The sequence below is a fragment of the Pseudomonas rhizophila genome (assembly GCF_003033885.1).
GTDB lineage: Bacteria > Pseudomonadota > Gammaproteobacteria > Pseudomonadales > Pseudomonadaceae > Aquipseudomonas > Aquipseudomonas rhizophila.
Genome location: NZ_CP024081.1, coordinates 1467849 through 1483274 on the forward strand (window position 1 = coordinate 1467849; position 15426 = coordinate 1483274).

Sequence of the window (15426 nt, forward strand, 5' to 3'; positions counted from 1 at the left end):
CGACGAAAAGTCTGGGAGGTAGGGATATATCGACTGTGAGGACGCCATCGCGAGCAGGCTCGCTCCCACAGGGGAGCTGCGTCGTTCACAAAATTTGTGCGCATGGGGGATCCATTGTGGGAGCGAGCCTGCTCGCGATGGCGCCGGTTCTGACGCTACAAATCCCTCAGCTCGCCGAACCCTTGCCCAATCCCAGGTTCACCGCCAACCACCCATTCACCGCTTCCTCCCCAGCCTCGGCAAATACCCGCTCGAGCAATTTCACCTGCTCGCGACGCAACGCCTGTTCGAAGCGCTCGCCCTCGGCCGTCAGTTCCAGCAGCCGCTTACGCTTGTCCGTCTCGGAGGCGACGCTGTTCACCAGGTGCATTTCCATCAACTGCCGCAACGGCATGTTCAACGCCTGTTTGCTCACGCCAAGCAGCGTCAGCAATTCCTTCACGCTCAGGGATGGGTAGCGGGCGATAAAAAAAACGATGCGCTGATGCACCCGGCTCAGCCCGCGACGCTCAAGCATTTCATCGGCCTTGGCGGTAAACGCCTGGTAACCGAAGAAGAACGCTTCCATGGCCATTTGCTGGGAGGCCGGGTTTTTAAGGTCAAGCATGTTGACGTATCCAGAGAGGTCGGAGTAATTTCGGTCAACTAGTTTGACTCATTTTTCCAGTGACCCGCTACAGGTGACCCCCATGGCTTTTTCCGAACGTGTCTCGCGCCTCAAAAGTTCTTTGATTCGAGAAATCCTCGCCGCCGCGCAGCGTCCTGAAGTGATGTCGTTCGCCGGTGGCCTGCCGGCCGAAGCCATGCTGCCGAAAGTCGAATGGGCGGCCATGCCGGTGTCCATGGGCCAATACGGCATGAGCGAAGGTGAACCGGCCTTGCGCGAAGCCCTGGCGGCACAGGCGCGGTCATTGGGCCTGGCGTGTGAAGCCAGTCAGGTACTGGTGGTCAGCGGCTCCCAGCAAACCCTCGACCTGGCGGCCAAGCTGCACATCGATGTCGGCACTCAAGTCATGCTGGAAGCGCCGACCTACCTGGCCGCGTTGCAGATTTTCCAGCTGTTTGGCGCCGACTGCATCACGGTGCCCCTGGAGGCCGATGGGCCTGATCTGAAACAGTTGCGAGCCCGACTGGAACAGTATCGCCCCGCGTTCATCTACCTGATTCCCACCTTCCAGAACCCTTCGGCGGTGCGCTACAGCGAAGCCAAGCGCGATGCCGTGGCGGCGCTGCTGGATGAGTTCGGCGTGACCTTGGTGGAAGACGAGCCCTACCGCGAGCTGACCTTCGACGGCGGCAGCGCCACGCCGATTGTCAGTCGCTTGAAGAAGGCCAGTTGGATCTACACCGGCACTGTGTCGAAAACCCTGTTGCCCGGGCTACGTGTGGGTTACCTGATCGCCAGCCCGGATCTGTTCCCACACCTGCTGCGGCTCAAGCAGTCGGCGGACCTGCACACCAATCGCATCGGTCAGTGGCAGGCATTGCAATGGATCGGCACCGAGCAGTACCAAAGCCATTTGAGCGAGTTGAGGGATTTTTACCGGGATCGTCGGGACCGGTTCCAGGCGGCGCTGCAAACACATTTTTCCGATATCGCGCATTGGAACGTGCCTCAGGGCGGGCTGTTTTTCTGGCTGACCCTCAAGCAACCGCTGGACACCCGCACCTTGCTCGACGCCGCGCTGGCTGCCGACGTCGCGTTCATGCCGGGAGAGCCGTTCTTTCCCGAGCCGGACAAGCATCCGGGGCACCTGCGGTTGAACTTCAGCCACATCGACCCGGCGCGGCTGGATGAGGGGCTTAAGCGGTTGGCGGGGGTGGTGCGGGAGGCTTTGGCGGTAAAAGCAGCCTGACTTATGTGGTGACTGGACTGGCCCCATCGCGAGCAGGCTCGCTCCCACAGGGTTCAGAGTCGATCACAAAACCCAGTTATCCACAGTTCCATTGTGGGAGCGAGCCTGCTCGCGATAGGGCCCGCAAATACACCATAAAACTATCAGACTGCCGCAAACCGCTTATCCAGATAATCAATGATCACCTTGGACTCATACATCCAGGTGGTCTCGCCGTTCTCTTCGATGCGCAGGCACGGTACTTTGATCTTGCCGCCTTGCTCCAGCAGCGTCTGGCGATCCTGCTCGTTGTTTTTTGCATCCCGCAAGGCCACCGGCACGTTGAGGCGGTGCAGGGTGCGGCGGGTCTTCACGCAGAACGGGCAGGCGTGGAACTGATAGAGCGTCAGGCTGCGGGCGGCCTGATTGACTTGCGCCTGGGCTTCGGCCGGACGTTGCTTCTTGCCGGGGCGGGTGATGAAGTCGATGAAAATAATCAGCTGGCCCAGGCCAACTCGCAGCGCTTTGACGATCACGGTATTAAGCCTCACGACAGGGAAGAAGAGGGCGCGCAGCTTACCTGATTTTTCACGGGCGAAAAAAAACCGGCGATCAATGCCGGTTTTTTTCATGCGGGGGGTTACTTGATCAGGCTGAGGAACTCGCTGCGGGTCGCGGCGTTTTCGCGGAACTCGCCAAGCATCACCGAGGTGATCATCGAGGAGTTCTGCTTTTCCACACCGCGCATCATCATGCACATGTGCTTGGCTTCGATCACCACCGCCACGCCCAGGGCACCGGTCACCTGCTGGACCGCGTCGGCGATCTGGCGGCTGAGGTTTTCCTGGATCTGCAGGCGACGTGCGTACATGTCGACGATGCGTGCGACTTTCGAAAGCCCCAGCACCTTGCCACTCGGAATGTAGGCCACATGGGCCTTGCCGATGAAGGGCAGCAAATGGTGCTCGCACAGCGAGTACAACTCGATGTCCTTGACCAGCACCATTTCGCTGTTGTCGGAGCTGAACAAGGCACCGTTGGTGACTTCTTCGAGGGTCTGTTCGTAACCGCGGCAGAGGTACTGCATGGCCTTGGCAGCGCGCTTGGGCGTGTCGAGCAGGCCCTCGCGGGAAACGTCCTCGCCCAGTTGGCCGAGAATCGCGGTGTAATTCTGTTCCAGAGACATGAAACTACCTGTGGGATTTTACGCAAAGGGCAAGGGTACGGTGGCGGACACGGCGCTGCAAGCTCGGCAATCGGGTGCTACTCGTCGCGGCCTTCCATCATGGTGCGCTTGAGCATCACGTACACCGCCCCGGCGCCACCGTGTTTCGCCTGGCAGGAGGTGAAGCCCAGCACTTGCGGGTGCTGGCGCAGCCAGGTGTTGACGTGGCTCTTGATCATCGGCCGCTTGCCGTCCAGCCGCACGGCCTTGCCGTGGGTGACGCGCACGCAGCGGATTTCGAATTTGGTGGCTTCGGCCAAGAAGGCCCAGAGGGTTTCCCGGGCCTTTTCCACGGTCATGCCGTGCAGGTCGAGGCTGCCTTCGAAGGGAATCTGGCCAACCTTCAGCTTGCGCATCTGGCTTTCCTGAACGCCGTCGCGAGCCCACATCAGCTCGTCTTCAGGACCTACGTCGATCACGAACTGGTCGGACAAGCCATCCACGGTGGTGGCGTCGGTGCGCACCGTGGCGGCCTGGCGCAGCTTGGCGATTTGTGCGCGATCCGCCTTGGGTTTGCCGGTTTCGGCACGGTCGTGCTTGATCGGTTTAACACCCTGGATCGCACTTTTGAACAGGGAAAAGTCGTCGTCTTGCATGTCAGCCTCCGCGAAGGCCGGCCAGTTTACCCAACTCCTGCGGGATCCGGCGCGACAAAACGTCGGGCGGCGGGTCAGTCGTGCTTTTTCATCAAGTGAGGAGCCATGGCCAGCTCCAGGGATTGGCGGGCCCGACGGCGGCAAAGGCGCCACAGCCACACGCCCAACAGCAGTACCAGCAAGCCGATCACCAGAATGATCGTGGAGCCGAGCGGGGTTGCGTTCAACTCGCCCAGGGCGGGCGGGCGACCCAGCAGGCTGGCGGCGCCCGCCATCGACAGCAGTACACCGAGCGTTGCCAGGAGCGCCGCGAGCGCGGCACCGAAACGCAAGCGCCAGTTGCTCGGGCCTTTGGGCCGCAAGCGACGTGCGTCAAAACCATCGGATAACTTCATTCCGACCTTCCTCAATGGGTATCGGCCCTTCGACCGGAAGATGTTCGGGTTGTTCCTGACACTACGGCAATTGCGGCAAATGAGAGGCTTTTGCGGATAAGCGGCGCAACGGGCCGCTTATCGAAGGGGTGTCAGATGAAATCGCGGGTCAGGGCCAGGGTGGCGAAGTTGTCCGCCATGATCGCCATTTCGGTCTGGTGCACGTGTTCGGCGCTCAGGACTCCGCCCTTGTGCGGCAGATCGCGAGTGGCGCAGGCGTCTTCGACCAGGGTGCAACGAAAGCCTAGGTTCTTGGCGGCACGCACGGTGGTGCTGACGCTGGAATGGCTCATGAAACCACAAACGATCAGGTCCAGGGGGCCGAGGTCCTCCAGGCGCTTTTTCAGTTCGGTGCCGTGAAACGCGCTGGGCAGCAGTTTTTCCACCACGGTTTCGTCGCCCTGGGGTTCCAGGCCGCTAATGAACTCCCCGCGTTCGCCCTGTGGGTCGAACAGCCCGCCATGGGTGCCCAGGTGACGCACATGCACGATCGGCCGGCCGGCAGCACGGGCCGCGCCGAGCAATTGCTTGATGTTCGCGACCGCCGCATCCATGCCACTCAACGCCAGGGGGCCGGCGAGGTATTCTTTCTGGGCATCGATGATGATCAGCGTCGCTTGACTCAGATTGGCCGCTGCGTAACCGCGACCGCTGAGTTGAAACATCGTTTTTGGAACGGACATTCTGGGGCTCCTTCGAGTGGGGCTTTTGCGACATTCTCCTCTGGCTGAGCGGTTCTGTGAATCGCTTCCATCGCAAGGGCCGTCGTTGCTGGCCTACAGCCTTGTCAAGATGTCTGTCTTGTTCAATAGTCAGCGCGAAAAACGGATAAATCCTACATCTGCCCCGTCCTTTTTCGTGCGTGTTTGAGGTGTGTTTGAGGCGTGCTTTGGTGAGGGGAGTGTTTGGCTGGTAGACTCGCCAGTCGTTTTTTCTGGAGTTTGCCGCCGTGATCACTTCCCGTCTCCGTACCCTGCGCGACCATATACGTTGGGCCGTCAGTCGTTTCCATGGAGAGGATCTGTTTTTCGGCCATGGCACCGACAATGCGTGGGATGAAGCCCGGCAACTGGTGTTGGGCGCGTTGCATCTGCCGTGGGAGATTGCCGATAGCTACCTGGACTGCCGTCTCGAAGATGAAGAGCTGGTCCATGTGCAACGCCTGCTGCGCCGACGCATCGCCGAACGCATCCCGGCGGCCTACCTGCTGGGTGAAGCCTGGTTCTGCGGAATGTCTTTCATCGTCGACGAGCGCGTGCTCATTCCACGCTCGCCCATTGGTGAACTGATCGAAAACCGTTTTGCGCCCTGGCTGGGTCAGGAGCCGGTACGGATTCTCGACCTCTGCACCGGTTCCGGCTGCATCGGCATCGCGTGTGCTTTCGAATTCCCGGAGGCGGAGGTGGTGCTGGCTGACCTGTCGTTCGAAGCGTTGGAAGTGGCCAACCAGAACATCGAGCGTCACGGCGTCGACGAGCGCGTGTTCACTGTCCAGGGGGATGGTTTCGAGGGCTTGCCGGGCCAGCGTTTCGACCTGATCGTGTCGAACCCGCCCTATGTCGATGCCGAAGATTTCGCCGACATGCCCCAGGAGTATCAGCACGAGCCGGAGCTGGGCCTGGCCTGTGGCGATGATGGCTTGAACCTGGTACGTCGGATGCTGGCCGAGGCCGCCGACCATCTGACCGAGAAGGGTTTGTTGATTGTCGAGGTGGGCAACAGCCAGGTCCACGTCGAGGCGTTGTATCCGGAAGTCGATTTTGCCTGGCTGGACTTCGAACGCGGCGGGCATGGTGTGTTCATGCTCAGCGCCGAACAGTGCCGTCAGCATCAGGCGTTGTTTGCTTCGCGGGTTTGACGACAATTGATCTGACGGGCGCGCCCGGGTCTGTCACCGAGGATGCAAACCTGTGGGAGCGAGCCTGCTCGCGATGAGGGGGTGTCAGTCAGTTTGAAGACTGCTGACACGACGCCATCGCGAGCAGGCTCGCTCCCACAGGGGTTAGGCGGTGTTCAGTCTTAGCTACGCGTCGCAATCCAGATCAACAACCCGGCCTGGAACATGGCAAATGCCACCAGGCAGGTGATGGTGAAACGCAGGCCGTTGTCTTCGCGTTTGAACTTGGCGACCTTTTCTTCCTGCTGCTTGAGTTTGACTTCCTGCTCCGCCAGGTTCTGCTCGGCTTGCTGGAGCATTTGCGCGGCTTCGAGAATTTCCACGAACTGCAGTTTTTCGGTGTTCCAGTCCCCCAGCAGATTGCCAACCTGGGCTGGCTTGACGCTGCCTTTGAGGTGCTGGGCGTCGGCGTAGACCACTTCGAAACCATGAGCTTTCAGGAAGTGGTCGCGGCGCAGGCGGGTGTCTTCGTTCAGCGCGTCCTTGTTATTCAGGTCGCTGCCATCGACCCGGTAGCTCGACCAGCGCTTCTTGGCCCAGGTAATGCCCTGTGCGGCGAGGAAGCGGCCAATGCCACGGTTCAGCGGCTCGACCTGCAAGCTGTCCGGGGAAAAATACAGGCGTTTATCGACGTGGTCGGCCCAGACGTCCAGGTGATTCTGTTCCTTGCGCACCCGCTGGCCCGGCAACTGGATGCTCATGCGCAGCAAACTGCGCTCCTTGCTGTGGCGCTCGGCATAGCTGAATTCGACAAACCGCAGCGGCCGCGCACCCGTGGCACGGTCGGTCTTGAGCGGTGCCAGCCGGAGCATTTTATGGTGCTCGGCCTGCACATCCGCCCAAGGCAGCTCCGCCGCTGGAGCGGCGGGCGTTTCGGCGGGGGTGTCGGGTGAAGTTTGAGTGTCAGTCATAACGGCAAAATCCTGTCCAGGCCGGCCCGTCGGCAGCCATGGCGCTGTCCGACACCGGTCTATCGGCCGTTTTTGCCAGGACTGGAGGGGAAAAACCGCTTATCGAGCGGGTAATGAGCTAATAAAACCCAGAATGTGTGTGCCCAGTTCGGCCGCCAGGGGCAGGTTTGGATTTTTGTAGGAGGCCAATTGCAGCTCCATGTCGTTGGGGACGATGCGCATGACATGGTTCATGCCCTTGATCAGCGCCAGCTCGGCGTCGGGTTTGGCGGCTTGCAACTGCCTGGCGTCATCGACGCTGACTTGAATGTCATGGCTGCCCTGGATAATCAACGCTGGCATCTTCAGCGCCGCGAAAGCCTGGGCCGGCGTCTGGCGGAACAGCGAGATCAGGTAGGGCTGCACGCTAGGGCGAAAGATGACCTGCAGTTGCGGCGGGACATTTGGGTCGAGCCGACCGGCCTTGAGGCTGTCCAGCAGCTCATTGGCGCGCACCATCAGGGGGGGAGGGAGGCGGCTGCTCAGTTGTTGACGCAGCACCTGGTCGATCGGCCGGGCACTGCCGGACAGCGAGATGACCGCAGCTGCATTGGCCTGGGGCGCGGCGAGACTGGCGATCAGTGCGCCTTCGCTATGACCCAACAGGATCAATGGACCCATTCGCGGATCGGCAGCCAGTTTGCGGCTCCAGGCCACGGCGTCGGCCACGTAGGCTTCGACGCTCAGGTTGCGTTCGTCCGGGGTCGCCGCAAGGCTGGCGGCCACCCCGCGTTTGTCATAGCGCACGCTGGCGATGTTGTGCTTGGCCAGCACCCAGGCCAGGCGCTTGAGGCTATCGTTGCGCCCGCCGTCGGGGTTGTTTCCGTCACGGTCGGTAGGACCCGACCCGGAAATGATCAGGACAACCGGCACCGGTGCGTCGGATTTGGGTAACAGCAGCGAGCCGAAAAGCTCGCCGTTGCCGGTGTCGAGGCTGATCGGTCGTTGCAGGACGGTGGCCTGGGCCAGGCTGGAAAGCAGGCCGGTCAACAGGGCAAGGCTCAAGGCAAGCAGTTTTAACATCATCACGCCATTAGTTACGAAGGTGCCGGTTGGACTGACAGGCATCGATAAGGTTCGAGGATGAACTCGTCGGGGAGCCTGCGTATACTGGCGCCCACTACGAATCCAAGGTTGAGTCTCTCAGCGTTTTTCACGGAGCACCCTGCATGTCCGGCAATACCTACGGCAAGCTGTTCACCGTTACCACCGCGGGCGAAAGCCATGGCCCGGCGTTGGTCGCCATTGTCGACGGCTGTCCGCCGGGCCTGGAGATTACCCTGGACGATCTGCAGCGTGACCTGGACCGGCGCAAGCCGGGCACCAGCCGCCACACCACCCAGCGCCAGGAAGCCGATGAAGTCGAAATCCTCTCCGGCGTGTTCGAAGGACGCACCACCGGCTGCGCCATTGGCCTGCTGATCCGCAACACCGACCAGAAGTCCAAGGACTACTCGGCCATCAAGGATCTGTTCCGCCCGGCCCACGCCGACTACACCTACCACCATAAATACGGCGAGCGCGACTACCGTGGCGGCGGCCGCAGTTCGGCCCGGGAAACCGCCATGCGCGTGGCGGCCGGCGCGATTGCCAAGAAGTACCTGGCCAGCCAGGGCATCGTGATTCGTGGCTATATGAGCCAGTTGGGTCCCATCGAAATCCCGTTCAAGACCTGGGAGTCGGTGGAACAGAATGCCTTCTTCTGCCCCGACCCGGACAAGGTGCCGGCCCTTGAGGCCTACATGGACCAATTGCGTCGCGACCAGGATTCGGTCGGCGCGAAGATCACCGTGGTGGCCGAAGGTGTGATGCCGGGCCTGGGCGAGCCGATCTTCGACCGGCTCGACGCCGAACTGGCCCACGCGCTGATGAGCATCAACGCGGTGAAGGGTGTGGAAATCGGCGCCGGTTTCGCTTGTGTCGCCCAGCGTGGCACCGAGCACCGCGACGAGCTGACCCCGCAAGGTTTCCTCAGCAACAATGCTGGCGGCATCCTCGGTGGCATTTCCTCGGGCCAGCCGATCGTGGCGCACCTGGCATTGAAGCCAACCTCCAGCATCACCACGCCGGGGCGCTCCATCGACATCCATGGCAACCCGGTGGACGTCATCACCAAGGGCCGTCATGACCCGTGCGTCGGCATCCGCGCCACGCCAATCGCCGAGGCGATGATGGCGATCGTGCTGATGGACCACCTGCTGCGTCATCGCGGCCAGAACGCCGATGTGCGAGTCAGCACCCCGGTGCTGGGCCAGCTTTGATGGCTGACCTGCCGACCGCCGTGGCCTGACGACCATGGCGGCTCTGCCGTACTGGCGGCTCTCCAGTTTCTATCTGTTCTATTTCGCGCTGCTTGGTTCGACGGCGCCGTTTTTGGCGTTGTATTTCGATCACCTGGGGTTCAACGCGGCGCGCATCGGCGAGCTGGTGGCTATCCCCATGCTGATGCGCTGTGTGGCACCGAATATCTGGGGCTGGCTTGGGGATTACACCGGTCAGCGCCTGGCGATCGTGCGTTTTGGCGCCATTTGCACGCTGCTGACGTTCTCGCTGATCTTCATCGACCAGAGCTACGCCTGGCTGGCGCTGGTCATGGCGCTGCACGCGTTCTTCTGGCACGCGGTGTTGCCGCAGTTCGAAGTCATTACCCTGGCCCACTTGAGCGGGCAAACTTCGCGCTACAGCCAGATCCGCCTGTGGGGCTCCATCGGCTTCATCATTACCGTGGTCGCGCTTGGCCGGCTTTTCGAATGGTTGAGCCTGGACATTTACCCGGTGGCGCTGGTGCTGATCATGGGCGGCATCGTGCTCGCCAGCTTCTGGGTCCCCAATGCCCAGCCGACACAGGGGCCGCGAGTCGCGGGGGAAGGTTTTCTGCGGCAACTGCGCAACCCTGGGGTGCTGGCGTTTTATGGATGTGTGGGGCTGATGCAGGTCAGCCACGGGCCGTATTACACCTTTCTGACGCTGCACCTGGAAGGCCTGGGTTACAGCCGCGGGTTGATCGGTATGCTCTGGGCCATTGGCGTGGTCGCGGAAGTCTTGATCTTCCTGCTGATGAGCCGGATCCTGGCGCGGTTTTCCGTGCGTCGGGTGCTGCTGGTGAGTTTCCTGCTGGCGGCGTTGCGTTGGCTGCTGCTGGGCTCACTGGCCGAATTTCTCTGGGTCCTGTTGTTTGCCCAGGTGCTGCACGCGGCGACCTTCGGCAGTTTTCACGCCGCTGCCATCCATTTCGTGCAACGTAGCTTCGGCCCACGCCAGCAAGGCCAGGGCCAGGCGTTGTACGCCGCCCTGGCTGGCATGGGCGGGGCGTTGGGCGCGTTGTATTCCGGCTACAGCTGGAACGCCCTGGGTGCCAGTTGGACTTTCAGTATCGCCAGCCTCGCAGCCTTCGCTGCAGCCGTTATCATTGCCACACGTATGCAAGAGGACAGGCCATGAGCCTTACCCGTGAACAGCTCGCCCGGGAAATCATCGACGCCGGGCGTTTTTTGTATGGCCGCGGCTGGTCCCCGGCCACCAGCAGCAACTATTCGACCCGGCTTGCCCCTGATCAGGCCTTGCTCACCGTGTCCGGCAAGCACAAGGGGCAACTGGGCCTGGATGATGTGCTCGCCACCGACCTGGACGGCAACAGCCTGGAGCGCGGCAAGACACCCTCCGCCGAAACCCTGCTGCACACCCAGTTGTATCGCTGGCGCCCGGAGATCGGCGCGGTGCTGCACACCCATTCGGTGAATGCCACGGTGTTGTCGCGCCTGACCCACCAGGCTTTCATCGACTTTGAAGACTACGAACTGCAAAAAGCCTTCAGCGGTGTGTCGACCCACGAATCCTGTGTCCGCGTGCCGATTTTCGACAACGACCAGGACATCGCGCGCCTGGCCGGCCAGGTGCAGCCGTGGCTCGAGGCTCACCCCGATTGTGTCGGCTACCTGATTCGCGGGCATGGCCTGTATACCTGGGGGCCGAGCATGAACGATGCCCTGCGCCAGATCGAAGCGTTCGAGTTCCTGTTTGAGTGTGAGCTCAAGACCCGCGCACTCCTGAACCGTTAATTTGCTGGAGCCCTAACCATGAGCAGCCTGTCCGTCTACCACGTCTCAAGCCCCGACATTCCGAACAAGGTGCTGACCCATTTCGAAGACATCGCCGCGACCCTGGCCGATAAAGGTGTTCGCTTCGACCGCTGGGAAGCGGCGACGAAAATCCAGCCAGGCGCCGGCCAGGACGAAGTGATTGCCGCCTACAAGACCCAGATCGACCGGTTGATGACCGAGCGCGGCTACGTCACGGTCGACGTCATCAGCCTCAACAGCGATCACCCGCAAAAAGCCGAACTGCGGGCCAAATTCCTCGATGAACATCGCCATGCTGAAGACGAAGTACGATTTTTCGTCGCCGGTCGTGGCCTGTTTACCCTGCACATCGACGATTACGTCTACGCCGTACTGTGCGAAAAGAATGACCTGATCTCGGTGCCTGCGGGCACGCCGCACTGGTTCGACATGGGCGAGCATCCACATTTCGTTGCCATTCGCCTGTTCAACAACCCGGAAGGTTGGGTCGCGAAGTTCACTGGCGACGACATCGCCAGCCGTTTCCCGCGCCTGGAGGACTGAGCCTGTGTCGATCAAAGCCATTCTCACGGACATCGAGGGCACCACCAGTGCGGTGAGTTTCGTGTTCGATGTGTTGTTTCCCTATGCCGCCAGGCATCTTCCGGATTTCGTTCGTCAGCATGCCAACCGCGCCGACGTCGCCGAGCAATTGGCAGCGGTGCGTCAGGACAATGGTGAGCCGGGGGCCGACACCGAGCGCGTCATCGCGATCCTGCTGGAGTGGATCGCCGAAGACCGCAAGGCCACGCCGCTCAAGGCGTTGCAGGGCATGGTCTGGGAGCAGGGGTATCAGGCGGGGCAGTTGAAAGGGCACGTTTACCCGGACGCGGTGCAGGCACTGCAGCGCTGGCATCAGCAAGGTTTACGGCTGTTCGTTTATTCCTCGGGCTCGATCCAGGCACAGAAGCTGATTTTCGGCTGTTCCGAGGCTGGCGATCTGTCGCCGTTGTTCAATGGTTATTTCGACACCACATCGGGACCCAAGCGGGAAGTCCAGTCCTACCAGCGCATCAGCGCGGCGGTGGGCGTAGCCCCGGAGGAGATTCTGTTTCTGTCGGACATCGTCCAGGAACTGGATGCGGCCCGTGATGCCGGCATGGCTACGTGCGGAGTGGCGCGCGAGGGCGGTGAGCTGCAAGGGCATGTCACGGTGGACAGTTTTGCCCGGATCGATCCTGCGCGTTTTTGATAGAGGACTGTGGGAGCGAGCAAGCTCGCTCCCACAACACGATCAGGCGCTGTGATAGGTCGGCAGCGCAAAACGATGCTGGCTTTGCAGCATGGCGATCTGCGGCAACTCGCTGGCCTGTTCCGCCAGGTCGCGACGGATTGCGCTGATTGCCCAGGACAGTTGGTCCCCGGCGTGCAACTGGGCGTAGGAAATTGTGCGTTTAAACAGTTTGCCTTCGCTGTTGCGCAAGGTCAGCAGGATACCGCCATCCGGGCGGGCCTGAGTGGTCACTTCGTAGTTGGAGAAGAGGGACGCAAACTTTTCTTGAATCATGTTCATATTTGACTGCTCCATGGTGGTGGCAAACCGTGGAGAGGTAGTTGCAGTGTCTGTGCCAGCGTTGGGCTTGATTAAAAAGCGTTATAAAACAATCAGTTAACAATTCCCCCTATTTTTGCTTTCGTGCAACTTGCATGAATGGCCATCGTGCATCCTGCATTTTGCGTGGTCGGCTGATCTTTTGTTGAACCAAATGGATTTCTGGCGCTCATGCTCCGCCTGTCCGGAACGGTGGATACAAAACATTGCAAAAACCGCATGTACAGCGCCGGAATCGCTGGCGTAATTTCGAGCGCAATTGAGCTCCAGCCCGACAACAAGAACCCAGACCCACGAGGTCGAACGGGAGTGACCATGAGTCGTACATCCAGCGACGCCATTACCTGGGGCAAGATGCTGCGCAAGCTACCCACTATTGCCAGAGCCATTCCCCGTATCGTCAAAGGCATGAAGCTCGCCAACGTCCAGGACCCGACCCAGCCTTGCGGCCTGGGCTGGTGTTTCGAACAGGCCACCCAGCGCAATCCCCAAGGGCCGGCGTTGTTGTGTGGCGACACGGTATTGAGTTACGCGCAGGCCAACGAACAGGCCAATCGCATCGCTCATTACCTGTTGGCACAGGGCATCGGCAAGGGCGACTGCGTGGCGATTTTCATCGAGAATCGGCCAGAGATGCTGGTGACGGTGCTGGCGGTGGCGAAGGTCGGTGCGGTCAGCGCCATGGTCAACACCTCGCAGACCGGGGACGCGCTGGTGCACAGCCTGGCGTTGGTCACGCCTGTCGCGGTGGTGGTCGGGGCAGAACGGGTCGCGGCCTTCAACGACGTGCGAGCCCGCACCTCACTGTCCGGCCACCGAACCTGGTGGGTCGCCGACCAGGACAGCGCCGTCGTTCCTTCCGGTTTTGTCGATCTGATAAGTAGCAGCGCCAGCCATCCAGGTGACAACCCGGCCAGCAGTCAGCAGGTTTTTTTCAACGACCCATGTTTTTATCTCTACACCTCGGGCACTACCGGGCTGCCCAAGGCCGGGGTGTTTCGCCACGGGCGCTGGATGCGCACTTCCACCAGTTTCGGCCTGATCGCCCTGGACATGCAGCCCGCGGATGTCTTGTATTGCACGCTGCCGCTGTACCACGCCACGGGCCTGTGCGTGTGCTGGGGAGCGGCGATCTGCGGCGCCTCGGGGTTTGCGATCCGGCGCAAGTTCAGCGCCAGCCAGTTCTGGAGTGACGTTCGCCGTTACCGGGCCACCACCCTGGGCTATGTCGGTGAATTGTGTCGCTACCTGGTCGACCAGCCCGCCAGTGCCGAGGACCGGCGGCACGAGGTCCGGAAGATGATCGGCAACGGCTTGCGCCCCGGGGCATGGTCGGCCTTCAAGACGCGTTTTGGTGTCGACCATATCTGCGAGCTGTACGCGGCCAGCGACGGCAATATCGGCTTCACCAATGTGCTGAATTTCGACAACACCGTCGGATTTTCCCTGATGGGCTGGGAACTGGTGCAGTACGACCATGACAGCGGGGCTCCGTTGCGCAACCTGCAAGGCCGGATGCAGAAAGTACCCAAGGGAGAACCGGGCCTGCTGATGGCGCGCATTGACGACAAGGCGCCGCTGGACGGTTACACCGATCCGGCCAAGACCGAAAAAACCATCTTCAAGGATGTCTTCGTTCCTGGTGACCGTTACTTCAATACCGGTGACCTGCTGCGCAACATCGGCTTCGGCCATGGGCAGTTCGTTGATCGCCTCGGTGATACCTATCGCTGGAAGGGCGAGAACGTCTCCACCACGGAAGTTGAAAACGTATTGCTACAGCACGCGCAAATCGCCGAGGCGGTGGCTTATGGCGTCGAAATCAATGGCACCAATGGCCGCGCCGGCATGGCGGCGATTACTCCGTCCGAATCCCTGGCTACCCTGGATTTTGCTGAGCTGTTGCAATTTTTGCAGTGCAAGTTGCCGGCCTATGCGGTGCCGTTGTTCTTGCGCATCAAGGTAAAAATGGACACCACCGGCACCTTCAAATACCAGAAAAACCGCCTCAAGAGCGAAGCCTTCGACCCGTGCGCCACGGACGATGAGCCGGTCTACGCCTGGCTGCCCGGCACCGCGACCTACGTGCGGGTCGACCGGCAACTGGCGGCGCAGATTCAGCAGGGACAGTACCGTTATTGATTCTGACTATGCACGGTGCAGAGAAAAAAGGGATGACAGGCCTGGAGTCCCTCGGGAAACTAGCCGCTTTGCGAAGACTTAAGTGGAGTTTCCCATGTCCGATACAAGCCGCCAGATGACCCCGGAAGAGGCTGCGGAGTTTGCCGAACAGGTGTTCAATGTCGCACGCCAGGGTGACGCCGCCATGATGGCCGCCTTGCTGAGCAAAGGTTTGCCCCCCAACCTGCGCAATCACAAGGGTGACACCTTGCTGATGCTGGCCGCTTACCACGGGCATGTGGAGACGGTGAAGGTATTGCTGGAAAACAAGGCTGATCCGGAAATCCGCAATGACAATGGCCAGAGCCCGATTGCCGGTGCGGCGTTCAAGGGCGACCTGGCCGTGGTCACCGCGCTGGTAGACGGCGGGGCGCAAGTGGAAGGCTCGTCCTTCGATGGTCGCACCGCGTTGATGATGGCGGCGATGTTCAATCGTGTGGAGATCGTCGATTACCTGATCAGCAAAGGCGCCGACCCCAAGGCCAAGGATGCCAACGGCGTCTCGGCGCTGGATGCAGCCAGGACCATGGGCGCGGTGGATACCACGGCGCAGTTGGAGAAGTTGTTGGGTTGATCCCTATCTTTTGGGGCTGCTTTGCAGCCCAGCGGGGATAAATCCCCTCGCCACAAAAGCTCCC

18 protein-coding genes are annotated in these 15426 nt (G+C 61.0%); 9 read left to right on the forward strand and 9 right to left on the reverse strand.

Features of this window, described 5'->3' with window-relative positions; genetic code table 11:
- Positions 1–166: 166 nt before the first annotated feature.
- Entirely contained in the window at positions 167–607 is a 441-nt protein-coding gene (locus tag CRX69_RS06850; protein ID WP_047229629.1) for a MarR family winged helix-turn-helix transcriptional regulator, read from the reverse strand.
- Between the two features lie 82 nt (positions 608–689).
- On the opposite strand from CRX69_RS06850, the gene CRX69_RS06855 reads away from it, so the two are divergent.
- On the forward strand, positions 690–1856 hold the full coding sequence (locus tag CRX69_RS06855) for an aminotransferase-like domain-containing protein (RefSeq protein ID WP_107321765.1): 1167 nt from the start codon (positions 690–692) through the stop codon (positions 1854–1856).
- 143 nt (positions 1857–1999) lie between these two features.
- On the opposite strand, the gene CRX69_RS06860 is transcribed toward CRX69_RS06855, so the two are convergent.
- From CRX69_RS06860 to CRX69_RS06880, 5 genes are all read right to left on the reverse strand, one after another.
- Positions 2000–2371: a glutathione S-transferase N-terminal domain-containing protein gene (locus tag CRX69_RS06860; protein WP_047229660.1), complete on the reverse strand. Its 372-nt coding sequence runs from the start codon at positions 2369–2371 to the stop codon at positions 2000–2002.
- Positions 2372–2475: 104 nt separating this feature from the next.
- Positions 2476–3021: a GTP cyclohydrolase I FolE gene (gene folE / locus CRX69_RS06865; RefSeq protein WP_003204506.1), complete on the reverse strand. Its 546-nt coding sequence runs from the start codon at positions 3019–3021 to the stop codon at positions 2476–2478.
- 77 nt (positions 3022–3098) lie between these two features.
- Entirely contained in the window at positions 3099–3656 is a 558-nt protein-coding gene (locus tag CRX69_RS06870) for a Smr/MutS family protein (protein WP_025214971.1), read from the reverse strand.
- 74 nt (positions 3657–3730) lie between these two features.
- A complete protein-coding gene (locus CRX69_RS06875; protein ID WP_047229627.1) occupies positions 3731–4051 on the reverse strand; it encodes a hypothetical protein in 321 nt (106 codons plus the stop codon).
- A gap of 131 nt (positions 4052–4182) precedes the next feature.
- Positions 4183–4773, reverse strand: a complete 591-nt coding sequence (locus CRX69_RS06880; protein ID WP_047229626.1) for a cysteine hydrolase family protein — start codon at positions 4771–4773, stop codon at positions 4183–4185.
- A gap of 266 nt (positions 4774–5039) precedes the next feature.
- On the opposite strand from CRX69_RS06880, the gene prmB reads away from it, so the two are divergent.
- Entirely contained in the window at positions 5040–5948 is a 909-nt protein-coding gene (prmB, locus tag CRX69_RS06885) for a 50S ribosomal protein L3 N(5)-glutamine methyltransferase (RefSeq protein WP_107321766.1), read from the forward strand.
- A 161-nt stretch (positions 5949–6109) separates the two neighbouring features.
- Here the strand turns inward: prmB and CRX69_RS06890 are convergent, their stop codons facing one another.
- Both CRX69_RS06890 and CRX69_RS06895 read right to left on the reverse strand, forming a co-directional pair.
- Complete coding sequence (locus tag CRX69_RS06890; RefSeq protein ID WP_107321767.1) at positions 6110–6898, reverse strand: hypothetical protein; 789 nt, start codon at positions 6896–6898, stop codon at positions 6110–6112.
- A 99-nt stretch (positions 6899–6997) separates the two neighbouring features.
- Positions 6998–7963, reverse strand: coding sequence for an alpha/beta hydrolase (locus CRX69_RS06895; protein WP_107323240.1), 966 nt, complete (start codon positions 7961–7963; stop codon positions 6998–7000).
- Between the two features lie 143 nt (positions 7964–8106).
- Here CRX69_RS06895 and aroC point away from each other — a divergent pair, with 143 nt between their 5' ends.
- From aroC to mtnC, 5 genes are read left to right on the forward strand one after another with little or no spacing between them, the layout of a single operon-like run.
- Positions 8107–9198: a chorismate synthase gene (gene aroC / locus CRX69_RS06900; RefSeq protein ID WP_047229623.1), complete on the forward strand. Its 1092-nt coding sequence runs from the start codon at positions 8107–8109 to the stop codon at positions 9196–9198.
- A 34-nt stretch (positions 9199–9232) separates the two neighbouring features.
- Positions 9233–10378 (forward strand): MFS transporter, encoded by a 1146-nt coding sequence (locus tag CRX69_RS06905; protein ID WP_047229622.1) that lies wholly within the window; start codon positions 9233–9235, stop codon positions 10376–10378.
- Complete coding sequence (locus CRX69_RS06910) at positions 10375–10995, forward strand: methylthioribulose 1-phosphate dehydratase (protein ID WP_107321768.1); 621 nt, start codon at positions 10375–10377, stop codon at positions 10993–10995. Before CRX69_RS06905 ends, CRX69_RS06910 begins: the two co-directional genes overlap by 4 nt.
- An 18-nt stretch (positions 10996–11013) precedes the next feature.
- Positions 11014–11559, forward strand: a complete 546-nt coding sequence (locus tag CRX69_RS06915) for a 1,2-dihydroxy-3-keto-5-methylthiopentene dioxygenase (RefSeq protein WP_047229620.1) — start codon at positions 11014–11016, stop codon at positions 11557–11559.
- 4 nt (positions 11560–11563) lie between these two features.
- Entirely contained in the window at positions 11564–12247 is a 684-nt protein-coding gene (gene mtnC / locus CRX69_RS06920) for an acireductone synthase (protein ID WP_107321769.1), read from the forward strand.
- A 42-nt stretch (positions 12248–12289) separates the two neighbouring features.
- Here the strand turns inward: mtnC and CRX69_RS06925 are convergent, their stop codons facing one another.
- A complete protein-coding gene (locus CRX69_RS06925; protein ID WP_042732342.1) occupies positions 12290–12568 on the reverse strand; it encodes a DUF3509 domain-containing protein in 279 nt (92 codons plus the stop codon).
- A gap of 354 nt (positions 12569–12922) precedes the next feature.
- Here CRX69_RS06925 and CRX69_RS06930 point away from each other — a divergent pair, with 354 nt between their 5' ends.
- Both CRX69_RS06930 and CRX69_RS06935 read left to right on the forward strand, forming a co-directional pair.
- A complete protein-coding gene (locus tag CRX69_RS06930) occupies positions 12923–14749 on the forward strand; it encodes a long-chain-acyl-CoA synthetase (protein ID WP_107321770.1) in 1827 nt (608 codons plus the stop codon).
- A gap of 94 nt (positions 14750–14843) precedes the next feature.
- Complete coding sequence (locus CRX69_RS06935; protein WP_047229617.1) at positions 14844–15362, forward strand: ankyrin repeat domain-containing protein; 519 nt, start codon at positions 14844–14846, stop codon at positions 15360–15362.
- Positions 15363–15426: the final 64 nt, after the last annotated feature.

Bases quoted from the DNA above. Each gene is read 5' to 3' on its own strand.
- CRX69_RS06915 (WP_047229620.1), top strand. From the start codon at position 11,014: ATGAGCAGCCTGTCCGTCTACCACGTCTCAAGCCCCGACATTCCGAAC.
- CRX69_RS06870 (WP_025214971.1), bottom strand. From the start codon at position 3,656: ATGCAAGACGACGACTTTTCCCTGTTCAAAAGTGCGATCCAGGGTGTT.
- folE (WP_003204506.1), bottom strand. From the start codon at position 3,021: ATGTCTCTGGAACAGAATTACACCGCGATTCTCGGCCAACTGGGCGAG.
- CRX69_RS06850 (WP_047229629.1), bottom strand. From the start codon at position 607: ATGCTTGACCTTAAAAACCCGGCCTCCCAGCAAATGGCCATGGAAGCG.
- CRX69_RS06895 (WP_107323240.1), bottom strand. From the start codon at position 7,963: ATGATGTTAAAACTGCTTGCCTTGAGCCTTGCCCTGTTGACCGGCCTG.
- CRX69_RS06935 (WP_047229617.1), top strand. From the start codon at position 14,844: ATGTCCGATACAAGCCGCCAGATGACCCCGGAAGAGGCTGCGGAGTTT.
- CRX69_RS06890 (WP_107321767.1), bottom strand. From the start codon at position 6,898: ATGACTGACACTCAAACTTCACCCGACACCCCCGCCGAAACGCCCGCC.
- CRX69_RS06925 (WP_042732342.1), bottom strand. From the start codon at position 12,568: ATGAACATGATTCAAGAAAAGTTTGCGTCCCTCTTCTCCAACTACGAA.
- CRX69_RS06910 (WP_107321768.1), top strand. From the start codon at position 10,375: ATGAGCCTTACCCGTGAACAGCTCGCCCGGGAAATCATCGACGCCGGG.
- CRX69_RS06905 (WP_047229622.1), top strand. From the start codon at position 9,233: ATGGCGGCTCTGCCGTACTGGCGGCTCTCCAGTTTCTATCTGTTCTAT.
- CRX69_RS06855 (WP_107321765.1), top strand. From the start codon at position 690: ATGGCTTTTTCCGAACGTGTCTCGCGCCTCAAAAGTTCTTTGATTCGA.
- CRX69_RS06880 (WP_047229626.1), bottom strand. From the start codon at position 4,773: ATGTCCGTTCCAAAAACGATGTTTCAACTCAGCGGTCGCGGTTACGCA.
- CRX69_RS06930 (WP_107321770.1), top strand. From the start codon at position 12,923: ATGAGTCGTACATCCAGCGACGCCATTACCTGGGGCAAGATGCTGCGC.
- aroC (WP_047229623.1), top strand. From the start codon at position 8,107: ATGTCCGGCAATACCTACGGCAAGCTGTTCACCGTTACCACCGCGGGC.
- CRX69_RS06875 (WP_047229627.1), bottom strand. From the start codon at position 4,051: ATGAAGTTATCCGATGGTTTTGACGCACGTCGCTTGCGGCCCAAAGGC.